This is a genomic window from Deltaproteobacteria bacterium (assembly GCA_035063765.1).
Classification (GTDB): domain Bacteria; phylum Myxococcota_A; class UBA9160; order UBA9160; family PR03; genus CAADGG01.
Genome location: JAPSFT010000010.1, coordinates 84,932 through 105,162 on the forward strand (window position 1 = coordinate 84,932; position 20,231 = coordinate 105,162).

At 73.6% G+C, this 20,231-nt stretch carries 19 protein-coding genes; 11 read left to right on the forward strand and 8 right to left on the reverse strand.

Annotated elements, in window-relative coordinates; all coding sequences use genetic code 11:
* Positions 1–20 precede the first annotated feature (20 nt).
* Complete coding sequence (locus OZ948_09895) at positions 21–1,091, reverse strand: galactose mutarotase (GenBank protein ID MEB2345044.1); 1,071 nt, start codon at positions 1,089–1,091, stop codon at positions 21–23.
* A complete protein-coding gene (locus OZ948_09900) occupies positions 1,088–1,945 on the reverse strand; it encodes a class I SAM-dependent methyltransferase (GenBank protein MEB2345045.1) in 858 nt (285 codons plus the stop codon). The genes OZ948_09895 and OZ948_09900 overlap by 4 nt, the downstream gene beginning before the upstream one ends.
* Positions 1,946–2,100: 155 nt before the next feature.
* On the opposite strand from OZ948_09900, the gene OZ948_09905 reads away from it, so the two are divergent.
* From OZ948_09905 to OZ948_09915, 3 genes are all read left to right on the forward strand, one after another.
* Positions 2,101–2,406: a PilZ domain-containing protein gene (locus OZ948_09905; protein MEB2345046.1), complete on the forward strand. Its 306-nt coding sequence runs from the start codon at positions 2,101–2,103 to the stop codon at positions 2,404–2,406.
* 107 nt (positions 2,407–2,513) lie between these two features.
* Positions 2,514–3,185 carry a TetR/AcrR family transcriptional regulator gene (locus OZ948_09910; GenBank protein ID MEB2345047.1) on the forward strand — a complete coding sequence of 224 codons (672 nt, stop codon included), beginning with the start codon at positions 2,514–2,516 and terminating at the stop codon, positions 3,183–3,185.
* Between the two features lie 20 nt (positions 3,186–3,205).
* On the forward strand, positions 3,206–4,309 hold the full coding sequence (locus OZ948_09915) for a ferritin-like domain-containing protein (GenBank protein MEB2345048.1): 1,104 nt from the start codon (positions 3,206–3,208) through the stop codon (positions 4,307–4,309).
* 50 nt (positions 4,310–4,359) lie between these two features.
* Here OZ948_09915 and OZ948_09920 read toward each other — a convergent pair whose 3' ends face one another.
* On the reverse strand, positions 4,360–4,764 hold the full coding sequence (locus OZ948_09920) for a hypothetical protein (GenBank protein ID MEB2345049.1): 405 nt from the start codon (positions 4,762–4,764) through the stop codon (positions 4,360–4,362).
* Positions 4,761–6,161, reverse strand: coding sequence for an aldehyde dehydrogenase family protein (locus tag OZ948_09925; GenBank protein MEB2345050.1), 1,401 nt, complete (start codon positions 6,159–6,161; stop codon positions 4,761–4,763). Before OZ948_09925 ends, OZ948_09920 begins: the two co-directional genes overlap by 4 nt.
* A gap of 91 nt (positions 6,162–6,252) precedes the next feature.
* Here OZ948_09925 and OZ948_09930 point away from each other — a divergent pair, with 91 nt between their 5' ends.
* Positions 6,253–7,074, forward strand: coding sequence for a sterol desaturase family protein (locus OZ948_09930; GenBank protein MEB2345051.1), 822 nt, complete (start codon positions 6,253–6,255; stop codon positions 7,072–7,074).
* A gap of 12 nt (positions 7,075–7,086) precedes the next feature.
* Here the strand turns inward: OZ948_09930 and OZ948_09935 are convergent, their stop codons facing one another.
* The gene (locus OZ948_09935) at positions 7,087–9,612 is read right to left on the reverse strand and encodes a hypothetical protein (GenBank protein MEB2345052.1); all 2,526 of its coding nucleotides are present in this window, start codon (positions 9,610–9,612) and stop codon (positions 7,087–7,089) included.
* Between the two features lie 148 nt (positions 9,613–9,760).
* On the opposite strand from OZ948_09935, the gene OZ948_09940 reads away from it, so the two are divergent.
* Positions 9,761–11,068 carry a hypothetical protein gene (locus OZ948_09940; protein ID MEB2345053.1) on the forward strand — a complete coding sequence of 436 codons (1,308 nt, stop codon included), beginning with the start codon at positions 9,761–9,763 and terminating at the stop codon, positions 11,066–11,068.
* A gap of 54 nt (positions 11,069–11,122) precedes the next feature.
* On the opposite strand, the gene OZ948_09945 is transcribed toward OZ948_09940, so the two are convergent.
* Together OZ948_09945 and OZ948_09950 are read right to left on the reverse strand one after the other, a co-directional pair.
* Positions 11,123–11,521 (reverse strand): nitroreductase family deazaflavin-dependent oxidoreductase, encoded by a 399-nt coding sequence (locus OZ948_09945; protein ID MEB2345054.1) that lies wholly within the window; start codon positions 11,519–11,521, stop codon positions 11,123–11,125.
* Between the two features lie 31 nt (positions 11,522–11,552).
* Positions 11,553–12,779 carry an MFS transporter gene (locus OZ948_09950; GenBank protein MEB2345055.1) on the reverse strand — a complete coding sequence of 409 codons (1,227 nt, stop codon included), beginning with the start codon at positions 12,777–12,779 and terminating at the stop codon, positions 11,553–11,555.
* A gap of 107 nt (positions 12,780–12,886) precedes the next feature.
* Here OZ948_09950 and OZ948_09955 point away from each other — a divergent pair, with 107 nt between their 5' ends.
* From OZ948_09955 to OZ948_09965, 3 genes are all read left to right on the forward strand, one after another.
* Positions 12,887–14,398 (forward strand): carboxylesterase family protein, encoded by a 1,512-nt coding sequence (locus tag OZ948_09955; GenBank protein ID MEB2345056.1) that lies wholly within the window; start codon positions 12,887–12,889, stop codon positions 14,396–14,398.
* On the forward strand, positions 14,355–15,356 hold the full coding sequence (gene rarD / locus OZ948_09960; GenBank protein MEB2345057.1) for an EamA family transporter RarD: 1,002 nt from the start codon (positions 14,355–14,357) through the stop codon (positions 15,354–15,356). Before OZ948_09955 ends, rarD begins: the two co-directional genes overlap by 44 nt.
* Positions 15,357–15,446: 90 nt before the next feature.
* Complete coding sequence (locus OZ948_09965) at positions 15,447–16,061, forward strand: PilZ domain-containing protein (GenBank protein ID MEB2345058.1); 615 nt, start codon at positions 15,447–15,449, stop codon at positions 16,059–16,061.
* A 27-nt stretch (positions 16,062–16,088) separates the two neighbouring features.
* Here OZ948_09965 and OZ948_09970 read toward each other — a convergent pair whose 3' ends face one another.
* Positions 16,089–17,030 carry an RluA family pseudouridine synthase gene (locus OZ948_09970; GenBank protein MEB2345059.1) on the reverse strand — a complete coding sequence of 314 codons (942 nt, stop codon included), beginning with the start codon at positions 17,028–17,030 and terminating at the stop codon, positions 16,089–16,091.
* A 223-nt stretch (positions 17,031–17,253) separates the two neighbouring features.
* On the opposite strand from OZ948_09970, the gene OZ948_09975 reads away from it, so the two are divergent.
* The 3 genes from OZ948_09975 to OZ948_09985 are packed head-to-tail and all read left to right on the forward strand — an operon-like array spanning position 17,254 to position 20,201.
* Positions 17,254–18,570: a DUF1329 domain-containing protein gene (locus OZ948_09975; protein ID MEB2345060.1), complete on the forward strand. Its 1,317-nt coding sequence runs from the start codon at positions 17,254–17,256 to the stop codon at positions 18,568–18,570.
* A 52-nt stretch (positions 18,571–18,622) separates the two neighbouring features.
* The gene (locus OZ948_09980) at positions 18,623–19,738 is read left to right on the forward strand and encodes an S-(hydroxymethyl)glutathione dehydrogenase/class III alcohol dehydrogenase (GenBank protein ID MEB2345061.1); all 1,116 of its coding nucleotides are present in this window, start codon (positions 18,623–18,625) and stop codon (positions 19,736–19,738) included.
* A 1-nt stretch (position 19,739) separates the two neighbouring features.
* On the forward strand, positions 19,740–20,201 hold the full coding sequence (locus tag OZ948_09985) for an OsmC family protein (protein MEB2345062.1): 462 nt from the start codon (positions 19,740–19,742) through the stop codon (positions 20,199–20,201).
* The last annotated feature ends 30 nt before the right edge of the window (positions 20,202–20,231 follow it).

Here is a 20,231-nt window from a genome sequence, read left to right on the forward strand (position 1 = left end):
GGGGTGGTGCGCGCGATCGCTCAGGACGGTCGCTCCGCCCGGGCTCGGGGGTCCACCGAGATCTCGTACACCGTCGTGTGGTGGTAGGGCTGGCCGGGCGCGATGCGTGCGGAGGGGAAACGCGGCTCGTTCGGCGCGTTCGGGAAGGCCTGGGCCTCGAGGCACACCGCCCCCCAGCGGCGCGGCCGGACGCCGTCGCGACAAGGGAGCGTGCCGTCCAGGAAGTTCCCCGTGTAGAGCTGGAGGCAGGGCTGGGTGGTGCGCACGGTGAGCACGCGGCCGCTGCGCGGCGCCGCGAGGCGCGCCGCCGGCAAGGCGAGCTCGCCCGGCGCGTCGAGCGCGAAGGGGTGGTCGTAGCCGCCCCGCAGCGCGACCAGGGCTTCGATCCGCTCGCCGAGCGCGCGCGGGCGCGTGAAGTCGAAGGGCGTGCCGGCGACGGGCTCGAGCGTGCCGGTCGGGAGCCCCGAGGCGTCGACCGGCGCGTAGCGGGAGGCGCGCAGCCAGAGCCGGTGATCGAGGACGGAGCTCGCGCCGCCGTCGTCGAGATGGAAGTAGGCGTGGCTCGCGAGGCTCAGGACGGTCGGGGCATCGGTCGTCGCGTGGTACTCGACGTGGAGCGCGCCCGCGGCGTCGAGCGCGTAGCACGCGCGCACCGAGACGGCGCCCGGGTGGCCCTCGTCCCCGTCCGGGCTCTCGATCCCGAGCCGCACGCCGGCCCCTCCCGGCAGCGCGAAGCGCTCGAGCTCGCGCCAGGGCCGCCGGCCGAGGCCGCGCGGCCCGCCGTGGAGATGGTGGGGGCCGTCGTTCGCCGGCAGGGCGTGGCGGCGCCCGTCGAGGGTGAAGGACGCGCCGCCGATCCGGTTCGCGTAGCGGCCCGCCGTCGCGCCCACGTGCGGGTGGTTGCCGAGATGATCGGCGGGTGTGGCGAGCGAGAGGACGACGTCGCCGGGGCAGCCCTCGCGATCCGGGACGCGCAGCCGCGCCAGGGTGGCGCCGAAGGGCAGCACCTCGGCCTCGACGCCGGCGTCGCTGCGCAGCAGGATCGGGCGGAGCGCCGGGTCGTCTTCCGGGCGGCCCGCCGGGGTCTTCACTTCTTCGCGGCCAGGTACGCGATCCAGGCCGGGTCCTCCTCGGCGCAGGCGCGCGGCCGGAAGATCCCGTTCGGCTCGTTGGTCCCGGACTCGGTGCCTTCCCAGTAGACGGTGCTCGACGAGAAGCCGGCCTCGGCGAGCAGGTCGCGCAGCTCGGGCAGGGTCCACAGCCGCCAGTGGTAGCCGAAGACGCGCGGCAGGCGGCTCCCGTCGCGGAACTCGAAGTGGATGTAGCAGCTCGCGTCGTGGGTGATCGGGTCGAAGCGGGCCTGCTCCCAGACGTAGGTGAAGCCCTCGCAGCGGCGGCGCTCCTTGCGCTTCTCCATCGCCTCGGGCCCCCCGTAGGCGTCGAGGACGAAGAGCCCGTCCCGGGCCAGGGCGGCGTGGCAGCGGCGGAAGTAGCCGAGCAGCTCGCGGCGCTCCTTGAACAGGAAGAACGAGAAGTTGAAGGCGGCGAGCACGTCCACCCGGGGCGTGCGGGCCGTGCGCACGTCGCCCTGGAGCAGGCGCAGGCGCGCGGCCTGCTCGGGGCGCAGCTTCGCCACGTTGTGGGCGCGGCCCCAGGCGAGCGGCTCGGGGTCGAGGTCGACGCCCCAGGCCCGGTTCTCGCGGTGCGCCGCGACCCATGCGCTCGCGAAGGCGGCCGCGCCGCAGAAGTCCTCGCGCAGGGTGCGGGGCGTGCGGCCGTGGAGCCGCTCGTACATCCGCCGCACCCGGACCACGTCGCCCTCGGGATCCTGGACCGCGATCTGGTAGAGGGCGTAGCGGTCGGCCCGGGCGGCGGCGGTGGCGCCGCGGCGCCGTGCGACAGGGGGGGGCTGCGGCCCCGATGCCCCGAGCCGCAGATCCCGCAAGGAGTCCCGCATCCACACCCCCGTTCTGCGCGCGCGCTGCGCGCGAGCGGAGCAGCTTCGTGCGCGCTCCTCCCCTGCGCAAGAGCGCGGGAGGGCGGCGGCCGCGTCACCTTCGCGGCGCCGTGCGGACCCACGGAACAGCGGAGGTGTGCGTCATGCCCGAGCTGATGGCCGAGCTGGAGCGGCGCGGGCAGCGCCGCGTGCAGCCCCGGACCGCGTGCGAGCTCTTCGTCGGCGCGCGCCGCTTCGAGGGCACGATCGAGGACGTCTCGCGCGGCGGTGCGTTCGTGCGGACCGACGCGCCGGTGCGGCGCGGCGCGCGGGTCCGCGTGCGCTGGGAGGGTGAGGAGCGCTTCGCGCTGGTGGTGCACGAGCGCCCGGTGCCCTCGTTCCTGCGTTGGGTCTCGACGCCGGGGATCGGGCTGCGCTGGACGCCGCTCGATTCCGCGCGTCCGCTCTGAGCGGAGCACGGGGACCGCACCCTCGGGGGTTCCTGTCGGCCACTTGACAGAAGTCGGGCGGCTCGCCTAGATACGAATCGGGTTCCGATTCGCAACGAGGGCCGCCGGTGTCCGCTTCCCCTCCGCTCCACCCGCTCCCGCTCGCGAGCGTCGCGCGCCCGAAGCAGGCCCGCAGCGAGGCGACCCTGCAGCGGCTGCTCGACGCCGCCGAGGCGCTGATCGAGGAGACCGGCTCCGCGGAGATCTCGATCCCGGCGATCGTGCGCCGCGCGCGCTCGTCGGTGGGTGGCTTCTACGCGCGCTTCCGCGACAAGACCGAGCTCCTGCGCGCGCTCGAGGAGCGCTTCTTCCGCGAGCAGCAGGCCCGCCTCGAGCGCCTCACCCGGCCCGAGGCCTGGGGCCAGGCGGGCGTCGCGGAGATCGTGCGCTTCTGCGCGGCCGAGCTGGTCGGGGTCTTCCGCCAGCACCGCACGCTGATCCGTGCCTTCGTGGCGCGCGCGATCCACGACCTCGAGTTCCGCGGCGAGGCGCAGCGCTTCGAGCGCGCGGTGGCCGACCGCGTGACGGCGCTCCTGCTCTCGCGCCCGGACGCGATCGGCCATCCGCGGCCGGCGCTCGGCGTCCGGGTCGCGGTCGCGATCGTGTTCGGCGCGATGACCGCCGGCGTGCTCTTCGGCGACCCGCGCGACGGCATCGCTTCGCTGCCCGCCGAGGAGGCCGCCGAGGAGCTCGCGCGGAACTTCCTCGGTCACCTGCAGGTCCGCTCGGCCGCACCCTGAACCCAGGAGAGCACGTCCCCGTGCGTTATTCCCAGCGCAATCCCCTTCCGATCCCCGCCGCCGGTGAGTTCCAGCGCGTCTCTTCGACGATCGACGCCGTCTTCGACTGGCAGTACGAGCTGAAGCGCCAGAAGCTGATGGAGCTCTACGAGAAGGGGAAGGCGGCCACCTGGAACGCCACCGACCTCGACTGGTCGATCGACGTGGACATCGAGAAGATGGTGTCGCAGCGCCAGATGGCGGGCGGGGGCGGCGTCGTCAACCAGTTCCTGGCCCCCCCGCGCCCGCTCGACGAGCGCGAGGCGCTGACCCTCAACCTGAACATGAACGCCTTCATGCTCTCGCAGTTCCTGCACGGCGAGCAGGGCGCGCTCCTGGCGACGGCCAAGATCGTGGAGACGGTGCCCTGGGCGGAGGCCAAGTTCTACGCCGCCAACCAGGTGGCCGACGAGGCCCGTCACGTCGAGGTGTACCACCGCTACCTCACCGAGAAGCTCGGCGTCTCCTACGAGGTCCACCCGAGCCTCGCGACGATGCTCGACGACATCCTCCGCGACTCGCGCTGGGACGTCACCTACCTCGGCATGCAGATCCTGATCGAAGGGCTCGCGCTGGCCGCCTTCGGCATGCAGAAGCTCATGATGGCCGAGGAGCCGCTGATCGTGGACATCACGACGCGGATCATGGCCGACGAGTCGCGACACGTGGCCTTCGGCGTGATCTCGCTCGAGGAGGTCTACCAGGGGATGTCGGCTGCCGAGCTGCGCGAGCGCGAGGACTTCGTGATCGAGGCCACGCACCTGATGCGCGAGCGGCTGCTCATGCAGCCGGTCTTCGAGCGCCTCGGCTGGCCGCTCGAGGTGTGGATGCCGTGGGCGCTCGAGACCCCCTTCATGCGCGGCTTCCGGCAGATGCTCTTCTCGAAGATCGTGCCCAACCTGAAGCGCCTGGGGCTGCTCACGCCGCGCGTGCGCGAGGCGTACGCGAAGCTCGACCTGCTGCGCTTCGAGCATCTGAAGGACTCCGTCGAGGACCCCGAGGTGCAGCCGCCGGCCGAGCTGGTGCAGCTCCTGCTCCAGGTACTGGCGAGCCGCCAGGCGGAGACGCCGGGCGCGCCGGGCTGAGCCTCACCGGGTCGCCAGGAACGCGCTCGCACGCCCCGCCGGCAACCCTCTCAGGGGCCGGCGCGCTCGACCTCCAGCTCGTGTCCGCGGAGCCGCCGCACCCGGACCGGTTCGCCCGCGGCGATCGGCGCCGTACCGGCCGCGCGCCGCGCGCGCCAGCGCTCCGGCCCGATCCGCACCCAGCCCTCGTCGTCGATCACGGTGTCGGCGACGCCGCTCTCGCCGATCGGTCCGTGGGGCGCGCGGCCGTCGGGCTCGTAGGCGCGCCGCACGACCGGGTAGAGGAGGGCGTCCTTCGCGAGCCAGGCGGCCATGCCGGCCAGCGCCCAGGGCAGCGGCAGAGCCCACCAGCGCATCGCGAGCGCGAGAATCACGGCGGCCAGGAGCCAGCCCGGCGCCTGGAGGAGCAGGTAGCGCCGCAGGGTGCCGGCGGCGGGCGCACGCGGCGCGCTCATGCGAAGCGCTTGATGAGCGCCTTCTCGAGCTTCGTGTAGGGCGGGTAGCCGAGCTTCGGGTCGATCCGGGTGCTCTTCTTGAGCACCGGCTTCCAGTGGCTCATCGCGTCGAAGCCGTGCTTGCCGTGGTAGGCGCCCATCCCGCTCTCGCCGACGCCGCCGAAGGGCAGGTTCGGGTTGGCGAGGTGCCAGATCGCCGCGTTCACCGTGACGCCGCCGGCGCTGGTCCGCTCGAGGACCGCCTCCTCGACGGCCTGGCGGCGCGTGAAGACGTAGAGCGCCAAGGGCTTCGGGCGCGCGTTCACGAACCCGATCGCCTGCTCCATGTCGCGCACCGGCAGCACGGGCAGGATCGGGCCGAAGATCTCCTCCTGCATCACCGGCGAGTCCGGGGACACGTCGCGCAGGATCGTGGGCGCGACGTAACGGTCGGCGCGGTCCACCTGTCCGCCGATCACCGCCGTCCCGCTCTCGAGGAGCTTCGCGAGCCGGTCGACGTGCTGCTCGTTCACGATCCGCGCGAGATCGGGGCTCTGCTGGGGCGCGTCGCCGTAGAACGTCCGCACCCAGTGGGCGAGGCGCTCGACGAGCTCGCGCTCGCGCGCCTCGTGCACCAGCACGTAGTCGGGCGCCACGCAGGTCTGCCCGCAGTTCAGGAACTTGCCCCAGGCGATCCGGCGCGCCGCCACGTCGAGGTCCACGTCCTCGTCCACCAGGCAGGGGCTCTTGCCGCCGAGCTCGAGCGTGACCGGCGTCAGGTGCTTCGCGGCCGCCGCCATCACGATCCGGCCCACCCGGCCGTTCCCGGTGTAGAAGATGTGGTCCCAGCGTTCGGCCAGCAGCGCCTGGGTCTCGGCGACGCCGCCCTCGACGATCGCGTAGGCATCGGGGTCGAGATAGCGCGGGAGCAGCCCGGCGAGCGCGGCGGAGACGTGCGGCGTCACCTCGGAGGGCTTGATCAGCGCGGCGTTGCCCGCCGCGATCGCCGCCGCGAGCGGGGCCAGCGCGAGCTGCACCGGGTAGTTCCAGGGCGCGATCACCAGCACCACGCCGACCGGCTCGGGCACGATCCACGAGCGGGCGGGCTGGATCTGGAGCGGCGTCGCGACCCGGCGCGGCTTCATCCAGCGCCGGAGCTGCTTGCGGGCGATGTCGATCTCGCCGATCGCGAAGCCGACGTCCGTGACCCAGCCCTCGGGGTCGGGCTTGCGCAGGTCGGCCTCGAGCGCGCGGACCAGCGCGTCGCCGTTCTCGTGGAGCAGCGCGCGCAGCCGGTCGAGCTGGGCGAGCCGGTACGCGGCGGGGCGCGTGCGGCCCGCGTCGAAGGTCGCCCGCAGGCGGGCGACCCGCTCGGGGATCGCGTCGACGGGGCTGGCGGGCTGCGGGGCGGCGCTCATGGGAACCTCCGGGGCGCGGGCGCGCGGGAGCGCCCCGAGTGTAGCCTGCCGGGATGGATCCGACTCCGGCAGCGCGGCCGCGCGTCCCCTCATGACGGTGGAGCCCGCTCCGGCGCCCGCGCTGCTCGCCCTCGAGCCCCCGCTCCGGCTCGCCGCCTTCGCCGTCGTGTTCGTGCTGATGGCGCTCTGGGAGCGCCGGGCGCCACGGCGCCCGCTCGCGATCGGGCGCCGGCGGCGCTGGCCGGGCAACCTCGGCATCGCCGTGCTCGACACGCTGCTGCTCCGCCTCCTGCTGCCCACCGCCGCGTTCGGGACGGCGCTGCTCGGCGAGGCGCGCGCCTGGGGGCTCCTGCCGGCGCTCGGCGTGTCGGGCTGGCCCGCGGTGGTCACCGCCGTCGTGGTGCTCGATCTGGCGATCTACCTCCAGCACGTGCTCTTCCACGCGCTGCCCCTGCTGTGGCGCCTGCACCGGATGCACCACGCCGATCTCGACGTGGACGTCACGACCGGGAACCGCTTCCACCCGATCGAGATCCTGCTCTCGATGCTCTGGAAGATCGCGGTCGTGGTGGCGCTCGGCGCCCCCGCGGCCGCCGTGCTCCTCTTCGAGGTCCTGCTCAACGCGACCGCGCTCTTCGGCCACGGGAACGTGCGCCTCGCCGGGCCCCTCGATCGCGCGCTGCGCTGGCTCCTCGTGACGCCGGACATGCACCGCGTGCACCACTCGGCGGTCCCCGCCGAGACCGGCAGCAACTTCGGCTTCAACCTCTCCTGCTGGGATCGGCTGCTCGGGACCTATCGCGCCGCCCCGGCGGCCGGCCACGAGCGGATGACGATCGGGCTCGAGGCCTTCCGCGATCCCGGGGAGCTCCGCCTGGATCGGATGCTCTCGCAGCCCTTCCGCACCCGCTGAGCGCGCCCGGCCTCAGGGGGTCGGTGCGGAGCTCAGCTCGATCGTCGCGCGGTGCCCGTCGCCGGCGATGTTGCGGCTACCCATGCCCGGGTAGCCCCCGGCCGTGAAGTTGTTGTCGATCGTGTCGTTCTTGCCGAGCCGGATCGCCATCTCGTCGCCGTTCGCGGTCGGGAAGGCGGTGTTGGAGTTCGAGAAGGCGTCGAGCGCCGTGTGGAAGGTCACCACCACGTGGGCGTCGCCGGTTCCCTGGATCGCCGCCGCCGCTGCCCCGCTGAACTCCAGGTCCTGGCTGCTCGAGGAGCCGCCGACGCCGTCGCTGATGCCGGTCGCCGAGGGCGTGAAGCCGAAGCTGCCGCTCGGGCCGCCGGTGATCGACCAGGTGGCCTCGACGGGGGGCAGGAGCGACGCGGTGCCGCCGCCGTCCTGGAAGCCGATGCCGTCGTTGTAGCCGTCGCTGATGCGGTCGAAGGCCCCGCGCAGGGCATGGTCGAGGTCGAGGGTCCACTGCTCGCCCGGGACCGAGACGACGTCGAGCTCCACGCGATAGGAGAGCGTCGCCGTCGAGTGGGCGTCGTTGGTCGTGCAGCCGGCGTCGGCGCCGAGCATGCCGCGCAGGCTCGTGGAGACCTGGTTGCCGAGCACGCTCCCGGCGAGCCGGTGGCGCCACTCGCGCAGCCAGCAGCCCCCCTGCTCGCGGAAGTCCCCGCTCGCGAGGTCCGTGAAGGTCACGTTGGCGAGCCGGGTGGTCGGCTTCTGGACCAGGTTCGCGAACAGCCCGATGTAGCCGCCCGCGAGCCGCGCCACCTCGACCGGCTCGAGGTCGAGGCCGAGCAGGGAGGGCACCGGGAAGGCCTCGATCGCGCTCTCGAGCTGCGGCGCGAAATACGGGAACAGCATGCGGAAGGTCTCGACGAGCGACGTCTCGTTGGCGCCGATCAGGTTCTTCGTGACGGTCATGTCGATCTCGCTCGCGGGCGGCGTCACCAGCGTGAACTCGAGCCCGGCCGCGGTGAAGGCCAGATCGAGGCCCGCGTCGAGATCCACCTCGAGCGTGAGGAAGGTCTGCTGCTGGGCCGAGAACTCGAGGTCGACCGCGAGCGCCGCGATCTTCAGCTCGGCGAACTCGCCACCGGGTCCGGCCGCGCCGGTGAAGACCGGGGCCAGGGTCGGCCGGAGCCGGATCGTGATCGGCTCGGAGGGATCGGCGGCTGCGAGCTGCGGGATGAAGAGCGAGAGCAGCTCCGCGGTCAGCGGCAGACCCATGAACTCGGTGATGTCGGTCCGCAGCAGGCCGTTCTCGATCTGCGTCTTCAGGAGCTGGTTCATCGCGGAGGTGGAGATCGCGAAGGCGAGCCCGTAGGGCAGGCCGCCGTTCGGCGTCGAGGGACCGAAGCTCGGGAACGGCTCGGCGACCGCGTACGAGGCCGGCAGGTCCGGTGCGCCCGGGGCCGGTGCCGTCGAGGTGATGGCGGCGTCGGCCGCGAGGGTCAGGCCGGTGGCCTCCTCGGTGATCGCGGTGAACGGCGCCTCGAGCACGCCGCCGAGCGCCGCGCCGACCGGCCCCGCGATCGAGATCCCGGCCAGCGCGCTCTCGATCGCACCTGCCAGCGGGGAGTCCTGCGGGCCCGCACCGTCGGGGTCCGCCAGGTTGTCCTGGAAGCCCTGTTGCATCAGCGCCTGGATGTCCCCCTCGCCGATGATCGAGTTCACGATGTCGCCGAGCAGCGGGTCGTCGCAGATGCCCGACACGAACTGCGAGCCGAAGCCGCCGAGCGTCACCGCGATCGGCGACACCAGGTTGACGTCCACGAGGGAAGGGTCCGCCGCGAGGGGCTGGAGGTCGTAGGTGCCGGCGATCGTGGCATTCGCCGTCTCGATCTCGAGCGTGCAGGCACCGAGCCAGTCGAGGTCGAGGTCGATCTCGAGGAAGAAGTCGTCGATCGCGATCGTGGTGGCCAGGCCGGCCGGCGTCGGGTCCACGTCGATCCCGAAGCCTCCGAAGCCCACCTCGACGACGTTGGCGGTGTAGGAGACCCCGCTCATGCTGCCCTGGGCGATCGGGTTCTGGGCGGTGATCAGGCCGCTGATGTCGAGCGAGTCGCCCGACAGGCTCTCGACGATCGGCGAGATCTGGTCGAGGCCGGTGTCGGCGATGCGCAGCGCGACGCCTTGCGGTGACGCCTCGCCGTCGAGCACGAAACCGGTCTGCACACCGTCGCCCACGACCACGGTGACGAAGCGCTTCAACTTCGCGCCCGACTGGAGCGCGCCCACCGCGCTGAGCCGCTGGAACACCGCGCTCGTGTCGACCGGCACGTCCACCGACCAGGTGGCGGCGGGCGTCACCGGCACGCCGTTCACGGCGAGGCTCGCGAACTGGCCGGGTTGGACCAGGCGGCCCGTCACGGTGACCAGCGCGCCGTTCAGGAACGTCCCGTGCACCGGGGAGTCGAGCAGGAGCTGGGCGCCGGGGTTGCAGGACGCACCGATGGTGAGTCCGAGGGCGACCCAGAGCGCGATCCTTCGGGTTCGATGCACGGCAGGCTCCTCCCAATTCCGATCCGGGCCGTATCGTTTCATGCGATCGACCGGTTGTAAAGGGGGGCGGGCGGTGTTTGCCACCCACCCCGGGCCGGGGATAATCCGGCCGTTGCGGACGGCCGCGCGGCGGCGGTGGAGGCTGGCCATGCAGCAGCGCATCCCGAGGGTCGTTCCCCTCGCCCTCCTGGGCGTGCTCGCGATGGGCGCGACCTGCGACGACGGCTGCCCCGCGGGCTACCAGCCGGTCGAGCTGCCGGAGTTCCTCTTCGGGCTCTCGCAGGTGCCGGCGGATGCGATCGCGATCGCGCAGGAGGTGGGCGCTGGCGCGCTGCGCCCGACGCTCTCCTGGCGCGTGGTCGAGCCGGCCCTCACGGCCGAGGGGCTCACGCTCGCCGGCGTGCGCGGCGACCCGGCCGGCATCGCCACCTGGGCCGCGAGCCGCGACTGGTCGAACTTCGACCAGCGCCTGGGCGCGATCGCGGCGGCGGGCCTCCAGCCGGTGCCGATCGTCGGCCACGGCTACACGACGACGCTGCCGCTGCTCGGCGGAGTGCCGGCTGCACCCGACGTGCTGGGCCGCGAGGAGTACCTGGCGCGCCAGTACCGCTTCACGCGCGCCGTCGTCGAGCGCTACGACGGCGACGGTGTCGACGACGCGCCCTCGGGCCTGCGCATCCCGCTCTGGCAGACCGAGAACGAGCTGAACCAGGCCTTCTTCACGGCGATCTTCGGCTGGCGCCACCCGGCGATGATCGATGCCTTCGGCTCGGCGTGGCAGGACTGGGCCTACGTGACCCGGATCCTCGAGACCCTGCGCCTCGCGGTGCGCGACGCGGACCCCACCGCGCTCACCACGATGAACTTCCACACCGACGTGCACGCGGGCATCAACGAGTACTTCGGGCATCCGGGCTGGCTCGACGCGATCCGCGAGTGGCGCGACCAGATGGACGTCATCTCCTTCGACGCCTATCCGAACTACTACCGGGCCTCGCCGCCCGACGGCCTCACGGTGGGGGTGCGCGCCGGCCTGGTCCGAGCGCAGGCCTGCGGGCGTCCGGTCGTCGTGATGGAGACCGGCTACCCGACGGGTCCGTCCGAGTCCGGCTACGACGAGGCGCAGCAGGCCGCCTTCGTGCGCGACGCCTTCGCCTACTCGGTGGCGGCTGGCGTCCGCGGCTTCTTCCTGTTCGGCGCGCGCACCTCCGAGACCCACACGGTCGCGATCACGCCCTACGACCTCGAGCAGGTCGCGCTGCTCGCGGGCTTCCTCGAGACGGGTGACGCCGAGGCGCTGTTCCAGTACGCGCTCACCCACCTCGACTACGTGCAGAGCCAGCTCGCCGCCGTCGTGCAGGCGGTGGAGGGCTACTGGGGGCTCTATCGCGCCGACGGCAGCGAGAAGCCGGCCCTCCAGGAAATGCGCGAGATCGGCGCCGGCCTGCCCGATTGACGGGGGGCGCCCGCCGGCCTGCTCGTGCGGAGCACCCGGTGCGCGCGGCCGGCGCTACCCGTCTGCCTCGCTTGCCCGGAGCTGCGCGACGACCACCGCCGTCGAGTCGACGTAGCCGCGACCGAGCAGCCGGGCCAGGCGCGCGCCCAGGTAGCGGCGCACGAAGCGCAGCCGGATCGCCTCGGCCTCGGCGGGATCGTCGACCACGCGCGCCCGGCCGTGCAGGCGGGTCGCTCCGATCTGCACGGTGACGGCGCCCCCCGCCGCCTCGTGGGCCCGCACGTTGCGCACCCACTGCGGCGGCTCCCCGCTCCCGGTGAGGTAGATCCGGCGCGCCGCCGGGTCGAGCGCGAACCACATGGTGACGGTGCGCGGCTCGCCGCTCCGGCGCCCGCGCACCGTGAGCCGGCAGTTCCAGTGCCGCTCGAGGGGACGCAGATCGACCTGGCTCACACGCGCACCTCGCTGGCCGGGGTCGCCCGGCTCATGCGGGCGCCAGTGTACCCAGCCGGTAGCGGCGCAGCTCGGGAATCCGCCAGGCCACGAGCGCCAGCACGAGCAGGCAGCCGATCCCCCCGCTCACGACCGCGAAAGCGGGGCTCGTGGCAGCAGCGACGAAGCCCGCGCGCGCCGCGCCGAGCTGGTTGGAGGCCTGGATGAAGATCAGGTTGACGGCGCTGACCCGGCCGCGCAGCGCGTCGGGCGTGGAGAGCTGGATCGCGGTCTGTCGCATCACCACGCTCACCTGGTCGGCCATGCCCACGACCATGTAGGTCGCCACCGCGAGCGGGAAGGCGCGCGAGAGGCCGAAGGCGACCGTCGCGCAGCCGTAGACGCCGACCCCGATCAGCAGCGCGCGGCCCGGCCGCGCCGCGGGCGGGCGCAGCACCATCGCCGCCGCCATCCCGAGCGCGCCGATCTCGAGCGACGAGGCGAGCAGCCCGAAGCCGCGCGGGCCGACCCCGAGGATCTCCTGGTAGGCCGGCAAGAGGGCGGTCGCGTTGGCGAGGATCACCGCGAACATGTCGAGCGCCATGCAGCCGAGCACGACCGGCTCCGAGCGCACGAAGGCGAGCCCCTCGCGCACCGCGAGCCAGCTCGGCGCGCGCCGCTCGCCGGAGTCACGCAGCGGGCGGAAGAAGCCGATCCCGAGCCAGTTGAGCGCGATCAGCCCGACGTACAGGCCGTAGGCCAGCCCGGGGCCGCCGCGTGCGATCGCGAGCCCGGCCAGCGCCGGCCCCGCGGCGAAGGCCAGCGCCTGGATCGTGGAGGCGAAGGTGACGGCGCGCGGGAACGCCGCGATCGGGACCAGCGTCGGCACCAGCGCCTGGCGCGCCGGGCTGTCGAAGGCGAACGCGCAGGAGACCAGGAACACGGCGCCGTAGAGGAGCGGCAGCGACGCGGCCCCGGCCGCCGTACACCCGAAGAGCGTCGCCCCGGCCGCGAGCAGCGGGAGCTGCGCCAGCCGCATCACGCGCCGGCGGTCGTAGGCGTCGGCGACGGCGCCGCCCACCAGGGTGAGCGCGAGCGTCGGCGCGAACTGGACCACACCCACCATGCCCACGTGGAAGGTCGAGCCGGTGCGGTCGAAGACGTGCCAGAAGATCGCGGTGCGCATCAGCATCATCGCGGTCGCCGCGCAGAAGCGGCTCGCGAGGTAGATCCGGAACGAGGGCGGGATCTCGACGGGGGAAGGGAGGGCGGCGGCCACGCGAGGGGGATCGCACGGAGCCCGCACCGCCGCAAGCGCCGCGAGGCACCGTCGACCCGTGTGGTACGCTGCGGCGCTCCGGCGCGGCCTACGAGGAGGAGGGATCCATGGCAGCGAAGGTCGAGACGGCCCTGGGCAGGGTGGCCGGCGCCGAGGTGGAGGGCGTCCGCGTCTTCCGCGGGATTCCCTTCGCGCAGCCGCCGGTGGGTGCGCTGCGCTTCCGCGTGCCCGAGCCGGCCGCGCCCTGGGCCGGCACGCGCGACGCGAGCCGCTTCGGCGGCTCCGCGCCCCAGCCTCCCCTCCTGCTGGCGGCGCTGCCCGGCATGGACGTGGGCGCGCAGGGCGAGGACTGCCTGTACCTGAACGTGTATGCGCCGGCGGGCGCGCGCCCCGGCGACCGCAAGCCCGTCCTGGTCTGGATCCACGGCGGCGGCTTCGTGATCGGCTCGGGCGCGCAGGCGGTCTACGACGGCGCGCCGCTCGCGCGCCGCGGCGGCGTGGTGGTGGTCACGATCAACTACCGGCTCGGCGTGCTCGGCTTCCTCGATCCCGGCGAGCCGGCCGGGGACGCGACCGCGAATGCGGGTCTCCTCGACCAGATCGCCGCGCTGCGCTGGGTGCGCGACAACGTCGAGGCCTTCGGCGGCGACCCGGGCAACGTGACGATCTTCGGCGAGTCGGCCGGCGGCATGAGCGTCGGCACGCTGCTCGGCACACCGGCCGCACGCGGGCTCTTCCACAAGGCGATCCCCCAGAGCGGCGCCTGTCACAACGTGCACGACCGCGAGTCGGCGGGGGCGGTGACGGCCGCGCTGCTCGCGGCCCTGGGACTCACCGGCCCGGCCCTCCCCGCGCTGCGGGCGCTGCCGGTCGAGAAGCTCCTGGCGGCGCAGCAGCAGGTGAGCCTCCAGGCGATGGCGGCGGGCGGCCGCCACCTGCTGCCGCTCCAGCCGGTCGTCGACGGCGACACCCTCCCGCGTCATCCGTTCGAGGCCGTGCGTGCGGGCCATGCCACGGGCGTACCGGTGCTGGTCGGCACCACGCGCGACGAGTGGAGGCTCTTCGGCTTCCTGGACCCCGAGCTCCGCCAGCTCGACGACGCGAAGATCGCCGCGCGCCTCGAGCAGCGGCTGCCCCACGCGGACGGCCGCCGGCTCGTCGAGGGCTATCGCGCGAGCCGCCCCGGGGCCGACGGGGCCGCGCTGTGGCTCGCGATCGAGACGGACCGTGTGTTCCGCATCCCCGCGATCCGGCTCGCGGAGGCGCAGGCGGCGCACGCGCCGAGCGTGCACGCCTACTGCTTCACCTGGGAGTCGCCGGGCTTCGGCGGCCTGCTCGGCGCCTGCCACGCGATCGAGCTGCCCTTCGTGTTCGGCGCGCTCTCCCTGCCGGGCGGCGAGCAGTTCGTGGGCACGGGCCCGGAGGCCGAGCGCCTCGCCGAGCGCACGATGGACGCCTGGCTCGCGTTCGCCCGCAGCGGGGATCCCGGTCACGCGGGCCTTCCCGCCTGGCCCGTCTACGACGCGCAGCGCCGCGCCACCCAGGAGCTCGGCCGCGAGTGCCCGGTGCACGACGATCCCCAGGCCGCCGAGCGGGCCCTCTGGGACGGAGTCCTCTAGGACGTCCCCGAGCGCCCGCCGCACCGGACCCGCCGGCGCCCTCTACGCCCTGCTCGCGTACACGAGCTGGGGCGTGATGCCGGTCTACTGGAAAGGGCTCGCGGCGATCGCGCCGCTCGAGATCCTGCTGCACCGCATCGCCGGCACGGCGCTGTTCGCGGCGTTGCTGCTGACGCTCGCACGGCGCTGGGGCGAGGTCCGCGCGATCCTGCGCCACCGGCGGAGGCTGCTCGCGCTGCTCGGCTCGGCGCTGCTGATCGCGGCCAACTGGGGGATCTTCATCTGGGCCGTCCAGCGGGGCCAGATCGTCGCGACGAGCCTCGGCTACTACCTGAACCCGCTCGCGAACGTGGCGCTCGGCCTGCTCCTCCTGCGCGAGCGGCTGACGCGGCTCCAGCTCGCCGCGGTCGGGATCGCCGCAGCCGGGGTCGCCTACTTCACGGCCGCGGCGGGCGGCCTGCCGTGGATCTCGCTGGCGCTGGCGACGTCGTTCGCGCTCTACGGGCTGATCCGCAAGACGGTCGCCGCCGGCTCCCTCGCGGGCCTCGCCGTCGAGACGGCGCTGCTCGCACCCGCGGCGCTCGCCGGCATCGCGCTCCTCGAGGCGCGCGGCGCCGGCGCGCTCGGCTCGGGCGCGCTCGGCGCGCTGGAGACCACGGGGCTCCTCGCGGCGGGGATCGTGACGGCGCTGCCACTGCTCTGGTTCGCGTCGGCCGCCCGGCGGCTCCGGCTCGCCACCCTCGGGCTCTTCCAGTACATCGCGCCGAGCCTCTCGCTCGCGTGCGCCGTCGGGCTCTATGGCGAGCCCTTCACGCGGGCCCACGCCGTGGCCTTCGGCTGCATCTGGCTCGCGCTCGCGCTCTACTCCTTCGAGTCGTTGCGGCTGTATCGCTCCCTCGGACCGGCCGTCGCGGTCCCCGCGACGGCCCTGCCGGAGCCGCCCTCCTCCGGCTCGTAGCGGTGGCGTTGCGTCCCGATTCCGGGACACGGAGGACGCACTCCCGGATCCCTCAACCCCGGTCGATCCCACGCCGATCCACCCTCCGCCATGACGGAACCCCGCTTCGCGATCGCCTCCCACGCAGCGGACTCGGACTACGCGCCGACCTCGCGGGTCCTGCTCTGGAAGCTCGGCTACGCGCTGCTGCCGCCCGAGGAGGCCGGCTCGCCGGCCCTGCGCGTCGTGCGTGACGACCGCCTGGACGAGGTCCCGGCGCCGACCGCGGAGCCGATCATCCTCCTGACGCGCGCGCGCAAGGCGAAGCCGGCCGACCCGCGCGTCGTCGGCAGCGTGCGGCGGCCCGCGGGCCTGCACGAGCTCTACCGGCTCTTCCAGGCCGCTACCGAAGCGCACCCGCGCGCCGTGCCGCGCGTTCCCTGCTCGCTCGCGGCGCGGGCGACCGTGCCCGACGACGGCCAGCGCTTCGAGCTGCGCATCACGTCGCTCTCCGAGAACGGCTGCCTGGTCAGCGGCGAGCGCCTGCCGGCCCTCGACGCGCGGCTCGCGCTCGAGATCGAGATGCCCTGGGGCGAGCGCCTGGGCGGCCCTGCGGTCGCGGCCTACGAGCAGGGGGACCAGCTCGGCCTGGTCTTCCACGACATCCGGCTGGCCGAGCGCAAGAAGCTCGTGAAGGCGGTGCGGCAGCTCCTCGAGCGGCTCTGACCACGCCGGCCGCCGCCCGCGGCGGACTCACCCGGAGCGCGCGAGCGCGAGGAAGAGCGGCTCCAGGTCGCCGGGGAGCGGCGCGCGCAGGACCAGCTCCTCCCCGCGGTCGCCGAAGGTGAGCTCCGCGGCATGGAGCTGGACGCGCGGCGCCGGGACGCCGCTGTAGCGGGTGTCGCCGACGATCGGGCAGCCCTGCGCCTCGCAGTGGACCCGGATCTGGTGGGTCCGTCCCGTGTGGGGCTCGGCCTCGAGGAGCGCGTGGTCGCCGGCACGCGCGAGCACCCGGAAGCGGGTCTCGCTCGCGCGATGGCCCGGCGCCGCGCGGGCGCGCAGCGCGAAGCGGTAGCGCGTCGGGTGCAGGGTGCGCGCGATCCAGCCCGACACCGTGAAGGCATCGGCTGCGGGTGGCGGCGACACCAGGGCCAGGTAGCGCTTGCGGGCGCGTCGCGTGGAGAAGGCCGCGCCGAGCCGCGCTGCGGCCCGCGCGTCACGCGCGAACACGACGACGCCGCTCGTCTCGCGGTCGAGCCGGTGCACCGCCGACCAGCCGGGCTCGGCGCGCGCCGCCCGCAGCGCCGGCTCGAGCGCGGCGAGCCGGCTCGCGCGCGTGGCCTGCACCGCGACGTGCGCCGGCTTGTCGAGCGCGAGCCAGTCGTCGCGCTCGGCGAGCAGGTGCTCGGGTCCGAGCACGAGCGGCTCGGGCTCGCGGGCGAGCGCGTGCAGGTCGACCTGGGTGCCGGCCGCGAGCCGGGCCGGCAGGGTGTCCGCGCCGTGCGGGCGCCCGTCGAGGTGCGCTCCCCCGTGCCGGAGCAGGCGCTCGACGACGGTGTGGTCCCAGCCCGTCCGCGCCGGGAGGGAGGCCGTGAAGGCCTCCCCGGAGCAAGGTGCCTCGAGCGTCCAGCGCGCGCGCAGCACCGGGGGGTCGAAGCGCTCGCGGGCGGAGGCCGGCGGGGGCGGAAGGGCCATCGCGGCCGGGGAGGGTAGCGGCGGCGCGAGCGGCGAGGGAAACCGGATCGAGGGGGAGGCGGATCGAGGCGAGGAGCATCGAAGAGCGGGGCGGGAGCCCGCGTCCGAGCCGGCCGGAGCGGCTCGGGGCGGCCGGGAGAGGCCCCGCTCGACCCCGGTTCCGGATGCGAAACGCCCCGTTTCGATATACGATGCCCGCCCCACGACCCTGGAGGCCCCCGCCATGCGCGCTCCGTTTCCGCTCGTCCTCGCGCTCCTCGCGCTCGTCACCGCCGCGCCCGCGCGCGCGCAGGACGATGCGCCGGCCGGCCCGCCCCCCTTCCGGGAGGGCGACGTGCTCGGCTTCGGCGACATCGAGAAGCTGCGGCCGTACCTGCCCAAGGAGGTCTGGGCGAACCGCGACTTCTTCCTCTACGAGGGCATGAAGATGGAGATCGGCCCCGCGTTCGCCGACTACTCGCCGGCGCCCGCGTACCAGGAGGCCACGGCGAAGTTCGCGGGCCAGCCGAGGCTCGGACCCGACGGCTCGCTCGAGAACTACACGGCCGGCCAGCCCTTCCCGATCGACGCGATCGACTGCGCGGCCGATCCCGACGCCGGGTCCAAGATCATGTGGGACTTCTCCTATCGCTGGGCGCCGATCAGCGGCTTCTCGAGCTTCTTCTACTCGTACTGGGACCGCGGCGAGGAGCTGCCGCTCTACTATGAGGGCACCGGTGGCGGCGTCATGCTCTCGCACCGCCCCGAGCCGATGTACCTCGAGCAGGGCAGCGACCTGTTCCGCGGCGAGAGCCGCAAGGGCGCCGCTGGCGCCGAGGTGACCGCGCCCTTCGACGCGCGCGGCATCATGCTGCTCACCTACCGCTACAAGGACTCGGACCTGCCCCCGAGCAAGGCGCGCAACGACGACACCTGGGTCTACGTGCCGACGCTGCGCCGCGTGCGCCGCATCTCGACCGCCCAGCGCACCGACGCGATCTCGGGCACCGACTTCACCTTCGACGACCTGTTCAGCTTCAACGGCATCGTCCCGCAGTACGAGTGGAAGTGCCTCGGCAAGCAGGACGTGATCGCGCCCGTCAACACCAAGGTGAAGGGCTACCCGTACGTGAAGGGCCAGAACTTCGGGCCCTACGGGCTCTCCTTCGCGAGCGACCGCTGGGAGCTGCGCCACGCCGTGATCGTGCGCATGAAGCCGAAGAACGCCGACCATCCCTACTCGCACAAGGACATCTACATCGACACCCAAAACATGACGCCGCTCTACTCGATGGCCTACGACCAGAAGAACGAGCTGTGGAAGATCATCTACCACAACAAGCGCTGGAGCGGCGACGAATCCCTCACCGGCAAGTGGTACGAGCCGTGGGAGGAGGTGCCGGAGCCGCGCATCAGTGCCGTGGTGAGCGACACCATCATCAACGTGCAGACCGGCACCGGCAATCGCATCGAGTTCTGGGACGCGGGCGGCAAGCCGATCGGCAACAAGGCGCGGATCCGGCGCTACATCGACGTGGGGCGCCTCACGCGCGGGCGCTGAGGCCCATGCACGTCCCTCCGGTGACGCTACGTTGGTCGCAGGAGGACCGCGCATGCAGATCCGCGCCGCCGTCGCCCGTGCCGCCGGCAAGCCCCTCACGATCGAGACGATTCGCCTCGAGGGCCCGAGGGCCGGCGAGGTGCTGGTGGAGATCAAGGCGGCCGGCGTCTGCCACACCGACGCCTACACGCTCTCGGGAGCCGACCCGGAGGGGCTCTTCCCGTCGGTGCTCGGGCACGAGGGCGCCGGCGTCGTCGTCGAGGTGGGGGCGGGCGTCACCTCGGTGAAGCCCGGCGACCACGTGATCCCGCTCTACACGCCAGAGTGCAGACAGTGCAAGTTCTGCCTGTCGGGCAAGACGAACCTCTGCCAGGCGATCCGGGCCACCCAGGGCCAGGGGCTGATGCCCGACGGCACGAGCCGCCTGTCCGACGCCCAGGGCCACGCGCTGCGCCACTACATGGGTACCTCGACCTTCGCGAGCCATTGCGTGCTGCCCGAGATCGCGGTGGCGAAGATCCGGGAGGACGCGCCCTTCGACGCCGCCTGCCTGCTCGGCTGCGGCGTCACGACCGGGATCGGCGCCGTGCTCTTCACCGCGAAGGTGCGCCCGGGCGACAACGTCGTCGTGTTCGGGCTCGGCGGCGTCGGCCTCTCGGCGATCCAGGGCGCGCGCATCGCGGGCGCCGGCATGATCGTGGGCGTCGACCGGAACCCGCAGAAGCAGGCCCTTGCCGAGGCGCTGGGCGCGACCCACTTCGTGAACCCCGCCGAGCTGGAGGGCGAGCTCGTGCCCCACCTCGTCGACCTGACCGGCGGCGGCGCCGACTTCTCCTTCGAGTGCATCGGCAACGTCGCGACCATGCGCCAGGCGCTCGAGTGCTGCCACAAGGGCTGGGGACAGAGCGTGATCATCGGCGTGGCCGGCGCCGGCCAGGAGATCGCGACCCGCCCCTTCCAGCTCGTGACCGGTCGCGTCTGGCGCGGCAGCGCCTTCGGCGGCGCCCGCGGCCGCACGGACGTGCCGAAGCTCGTCGACTGGTACATGGACGGCCGGATCCGGATCGAGCCGCTGATCACCCACCGCCGCCGGCTCGAGGCGATCAACGAGGCCTTCGACCTGCTGCACGAGGGCGAGTCGATCCGCACCGTGGTAGGCTTCGACTGACATGAAACCCCTTCCTCATCACTACTCTGTGTCGGGACGGCTGGAAGGCCACCCGGAAGGCCCCTCGGAGGGGGCGGCGACGGTCCGGCTGCACGCGCCGGGCCTGCCGGAGCTCGAGAGTGCGCCGCCTGCCGAGTTCGGCGGCCCCGGGGACCGCTGGTCGCCCGAGACCCTCCTGCTCGGGGCCGTGGTGGACTGCTTCCTGCTCACCTTCCGCGCCGTGGCGCGCGCCTCCAAGTTCGAGTGGACGCGCCTGCGGGCCGACGCCGAGGGCGTCCTCGATCGCGCCGAGGGCGTCACGCGCTTCACTGCGATCGAGCTGCGCGCGGAGCTCGAAGCGCCGGCCGGCGCCGACGCGGCGACCGGCGAGCGGCTGCTCGCGAAGGCGGAGAAGGGCTGCCTGATCTCGAACTCGCTGCGCTGCCCGGTCCACCTCGAGGCCAGCGTTCGCGCGGGCCCCTGAGCCCCGGGCACGGGTGACCGGATCCGTCGC